This window comes from Phyllobacterium sp. P5_D12 (assembly GCF_054049495.1).
This window is the reverse complement of record NZ_JBFUMG010000401.1, coordinates 1-4,157: the sequence shown is the minus strand read 5'-3', so window position 1 is coordinate 4,157 and position 4,157 is coordinate 1. Positions and strand designations below refer to the sequence as shown.

The window sequence follows — 4,157 nt, the reverse complement described above, 5'->3', positions numbered from 1 at the left end:
ATTCGAGGGAACCGAGCCTCTGTTCGACCTCGGCTATATTGGTATGCTGCCTGTTTGTCGTAACATCGGCTGCAAGAATGATTTGCGGACTTGTCATTGTCGTCACTCCCTGTGGCCGGACTCGGAAAAGAGCAGATTGTGGATATCGCGTTCGAGCGCGGCGGCGCTGCCATCGTCCTGACGGGCGCTATCAACGTCGATCACTTCAGCCTTCACGCGCCCCGGATGAGGCGACAACAGCAGAATGCGGTTGGAGATCTTGATGGCTTCAGCAATCGAATGTGTGACGAAAATGACCGTAAACCTGGTATCTTCCCAAAGCTGCAGCAGTTCGTCCTGCATCTGGCGCCGCGTTAGAGCGTCGAGTGCTGCAAACGGCTCGTCCATCAGCAGAATGTCGGGCTGCATGGCCATGCCGCGGGCGATCGCCACGCGTTGCTTCATGCCACCCGATAGCGTGTGCGGATAACTGTCAATGGCGCGTGTGAGCTTTACCTTATCGATATACTCCTTGGCCCGTGCCTCCGCCTCGCCGCGCGATAGTTTGCGCGCAACGATCAGCGGAAACATGACGTTTTCCAGTACCGTCTTCCAAGGCAAAAGCTGGTCGAACTCCTGAAATACCATCATACGATCGGCACCAGGCTTTTTGACCGGCCGTGCGTTGATATGAATTGATCCACTCACCGGGGTCATGTATCCGCCGACGGCTTTCAACAGCGTGGACTTGCCGCAACCGGACGGTCCGAGAAGAACAAAACGGTCGGATCGTTCAACAGAAAAACTGACGTCTTCCGTCGCGGTTATCAGCAGATTCGGGGTCTTGTAGCGAAGCGTTACCTTGTCCACGGTGAGAAGCGGCCTGGCCTCACTTTCCGCTTTGACATCGGGAAGACCTGCTGTTGGATCTATTTTTTGCTGTATGGCCTGTAACATATGGGCCTCCATAGGAAGTCGGAAGACCCGGCATCTCTGCCAGGTCGTTGGCTTGTTGCCGACAGTTAGTTGCCTTTTAGATCCGCGGATTCTGGCAGATAATAGTCTGTCCATGCCGCAGGCATCGTCTTGAGCGTTCCGATCTTGTGCAGATGCGTTGCAAACTTCATCGTTCCCTGAGGATCGGTGCGAAACTCCATCATGTCCGGCTGTCCGAGGATCTTGACCAGGGTATTAAGATCGGTTTTGTCACCGGAGACCTGCTTGTAGGCGCTCAAGGCGTCTTTCGGGTTCTTCTTGATCATGTCGATTGCCTCGACCGTGGCTTCGCGCACGGCCTTGATGATGACAGGATTTGCTTCGGCAAAAGCCGTTGTCGTGAAGAACGTCGCCTGAGTTAAAGGACCGCCAATGATGTCCTTGGAATTGACCACGATGTGGTTGCCGGCATTGATCTCCAGATACTGGAAAGGCGGCGCGGAGAAATGACTGGCCACCTCGTGGCTCTTGTTCGCCAGCGCCGCCATCGCATCGGGATGTCCGAGCTGCACCGTGTTAGGATCGAAATGCTTGAGATCGCCGTCTCCGTACATCTGACCTGCCGCCATTTGCAACAGGATCGCCTGCGTCGAAACGCCGACAGTGGGGACCGCGATCTTGTCGCTCGGACCGATGTCCTTCAATGATTTGATCTTGGGGTCACGCGACACCATGATGACCGGTTGCGCCGAACTGGTGATGATCCCTTTCACCTTGCCGCGTGTTCTGTCCCACAGCAGAAGCAGGTTGCCCGTTCCGGTGTTGACGATGTCGACATTCCCGGAAAGAAGCGCATCGGTTTGTGCGCCGCCGCCGCTGAAGGTGCGCCAGTTGACGGTAACACCTTCCAGGCCATCTTCTGCCGCATGTTTTTCGATAAGCTTTTGCGTCTCCATGACATGGCTCGCCAGATACAGAATGCCTGGCTGGCGTGTAATGGAAATGTCAGTCTTCTCCTGAGCCTGGCTCACCGTGCCCAGACTTAGGATCATGCCCAATGCGGCAATACCATTTGTAAGCAATCGCATGTCTTCCTCCCATTTGATTCAACTGCGCCCGCCGGCACATCCGACGAAGGTCCTCCGACTTCGCAATGCCTATAAAGCACTAATACATCAGTGCATCAACCCAAATTTTGTGCTATCGGTCGTCAATGGATGAGCGAAAGAGCCTGATATGAGCGGAAGAGTGAATGGGAGTGTTCTGGATCGAACACGGCAGGTGGCGCACCAGATCCATGAAATACTGCGAGACAGAATTCTTTCAGTCGATCTTGTTCCAGGCACGATACTCTCGCGCGCATCGCTGCAGTTGGAGTTTGGCGTCAGCCAAACCCCTGTCCGCGATGCCCTCATGCGCCTTGAGGAAGAGGGAATCGTCGAAGTCTTTCCTCAATATGCAACGGTTGTCGCAAAGATCGATATTGGCCATGCAAGACAAGCCCAGTTCTTGCGACTGTCAATTGAACTCGAGGCCGTACGGCGTCTGACCCAAGAGGCTCCCCAACAACTGGCCAAAGAACTTGAAGAAATTCTGGCGCGACAACGTCATGTGGCCTCGCCTCAAACCTACGATTCGTTCGACACGCTCGACAAAGACTTTCATCGTAAAATTTACGAATATGCGAACATTCTCAACCTCTGGTCGACGGTGCGCCGGCAGAGCGTCCATCTGGACCGGCTGCGGCGACTTAATTTGCCTATGCCCGGCAAGATGCAAAATGTCCTCAATGATCACCAAGATATTATCGATGCGATAAAATCCGGACACTCGGAAGCCGCGGCAATTGCGCTGCGCAAACATCTGTCTGGAACGCTTTCAATCATTGATCTCATCAGCGAACAATTTCCGGACTATGTTCGCAAGTGACGCAACTCGATCATCAGCCTGGCTCAGCAAAAGAAGAAATTGGGCCGGTTCGGAGGCAGGGGCTCGATCGTGGTAAAATGACTGAAACCGAGGGCCGGATCCGCATTGCTCCATCAAATTATGCCTCCGATGCGGTAATTTCGCTCTCCGCAGTGTGGTCGAAGGCGTAATGAAGGCGGGCACAGCCTTGGTCGAGCGCGTTGACATGGAGCAAGCGCAGAGCCTTCCGAAACCCCGCAGGGGGAAAGAGTGGTGTTCCGCCGCCTATCAGCTCCGGCATCACATAGATCTCGATTTCGTCCAGTGCACATCGCTCGATGAAGGCCATCTGTAATTTCCCTCCACCGAGAATCCAGACGTCGCCGTCGCTGAGACCTCGCAGCTCTCTGATAAGATCATCGACATCGCTGCGCCTCTCTAACTGTCCCTTCGGTGAGGCAATTGGCCTAGAAGTGACAACCAGAACGCGCTGCTCGCCGTAGGCCCAGGGAGAGCCGTCTTTTTCCAGAAAGTCATAGGTGCCTCGACCCATAACAACCGTCCTGATGCGCTTGATGAACTGGCGGTAATCGTACTCTCCAAGCTCAAGGTCGTTATACATGAACAGCCAGTCAAGACTGTCTTCGTCTGTAGCAATGAAGCCGTCGAGGCTGGTTGCGATGTATCCGAGAATTTTGGCCATGCGCCATCTCTCCCTTGATAATAACCGAACGATCGTTTATAAACTGCGACATGGGTAGAAGCAAGACCATTTCGGATAGCGCTGTCCTCGACAGGCTATTGGCCGCGCTGGAGATGACCCCACCGGTCGGGCTGACTTTTTCTAAGGCCTCGCAGGCAGTGGGACTGTCGGGCGCCACGCTCGTACAGCGTTTCGGTACTCGTGAGGGGATGATCGAGGCGGTCCTACTATACGCCTGGGATCGCCTCGACGCGGTTACCGCTGCAGCTGACATAGAGACTCCCATCAGTCCGGCTGGTGCGATCTCAATGCTGATGCGGCTCATGCCCGGCGACGCGACAGAGTACAACCTCACAGACGGGCTCCTTCTGTTGCGGGAGGATTTGCGAAATCCGACGCTTCGGGCACGTGGATCCGCCTGGGGTACATATCTTGCTCAGTCCTTGGGCAGGCGGTTGACCAAAGAAGCTGTGCTTGCCGAGCGGATGGGCTGGCAAATGGCCAGCATATGGCAGGGAGCCCTTATCTGGTGGGCGTTCAAGCGCGACGGTGATCCTGCTGCTGAGATTGAGGTTGTACTTGGAGACTGGTGCCGGAGCGTCGGTGCCATGTAAGGTGGGGCAATCTAAGC

5 protein-coding genes are annotated in these 4,157 nt (G+C 55.0%); 2 read left to right on the top strand and 3 right to left on the bottom strand.

Going from position 1 to position 4,157, the window contains the following annotated elements; translation table 11 throughout:
• Positions 1-102: 102 nt before the first annotated feature.
• A complete protein-coding gene (locus ACXJ5O_RS20395; RefSeq protein WP_457301487.1) occupies positions 103-936 on the bottom strand; it encodes an ABC transporter ATP-binding protein in 834 nt (277 codons plus the stop codon).
• 65 nt (positions 937-1,001) lie between these two features.
• Positions 1,002-2,003 carry an ABC transporter substrate-binding protein gene (locus ACXJ5O_RS20390; RefSeq protein WP_457301486.1) on the bottom strand — a complete coding sequence of 334 codons (1,002 nt, stop codon included), beginning with the start codon at positions 2,001-2,003 and terminating at the stop codon, positions 1,002-1,004.
• Positions 2,004-2,151: 148 nt separating this feature from the next.
• On the opposite strand from ACXJ5O_RS20390, the gene ACXJ5O_RS20385 reads away from it, so the two are divergent.
• Complete coding sequence (locus ACXJ5O_RS20385) at positions 2,152-2,844, top strand: GntR family transcriptional regulator (RefSeq protein ID WP_457301485.1); 693 nt, start codon at positions 2,152-2,154, stop codon at positions 2,842-2,844.
• 118 nt (positions 2,845-2,962) lie between these two features.
• Here ACXJ5O_RS20385 and ACXJ5O_RS20380 read toward each other — a convergent pair whose 3' ends face one another.
• A complete protein-coding gene (locus ACXJ5O_RS20380; protein WP_457301484.1) occupies positions 2,963-3,526 on the bottom strand; it encodes a dihydrofolate reductase family protein in 564 nt (187 codons plus the stop codon).
• A 50-nt stretch (positions 3,527-3,576) separates the two neighbouring features.
• On the opposite strand from ACXJ5O_RS20380, the gene ACXJ5O_RS20375 reads away from it, so the two are divergent.
• Positions 3,577-4,140 carry a TetR/AcrR family transcriptional regulator gene (locus ACXJ5O_RS20375; protein ID WP_457301483.1) on the top strand — a complete coding sequence of 188 codons (564 nt, stop codon included), beginning with the start codon at positions 3,577-3,579 and terminating at the stop codon, positions 4,138-4,140.
• Positions 4,141-4,157 lie beyond the last annotated feature (17 nt).

What these genes read in the sequence shown, in the direction of transcription:
- ACXJ5O_RS20395 (WP_457301487.1), bottom strand. Translation starts at nt 936, where the DNA reads ATGTTACAGGCCATACAGCAAAAAATAGATCCAACAGCAGGTCTTCCC.
- ACXJ5O_RS20380 (WP_457301484.1), bottom strand. Translation starts at nt 3,526, where the DNA reads ATGGCCAAAATTCTCGGATACATCGCAACCAGCCTCGACGGCTTCATT.
- ACXJ5O_RS20385 (WP_457301485.1), top strand. Translation starts at nt 2,152, where the DNA reads ATGAGCGGAAGAGTGAATGGGAGTGTTCTGGATCGAACACGGCAGGTG.
- ACXJ5O_RS20390 (WP_457301486.1), bottom strand. Translation starts at nt 2,003, where the DNA reads ATGCGATTGCTTACAAATGGTATTGCCGCATTGGGCATGATCCTAAGT.
- ACXJ5O_RS20375 (WP_457301483.1), top strand. Translation starts at nt 3,577, where the DNA reads ATGGGTAGAAGCAAGACCATTTCGGATAGCGCTGTCCTCGACAGGCTA.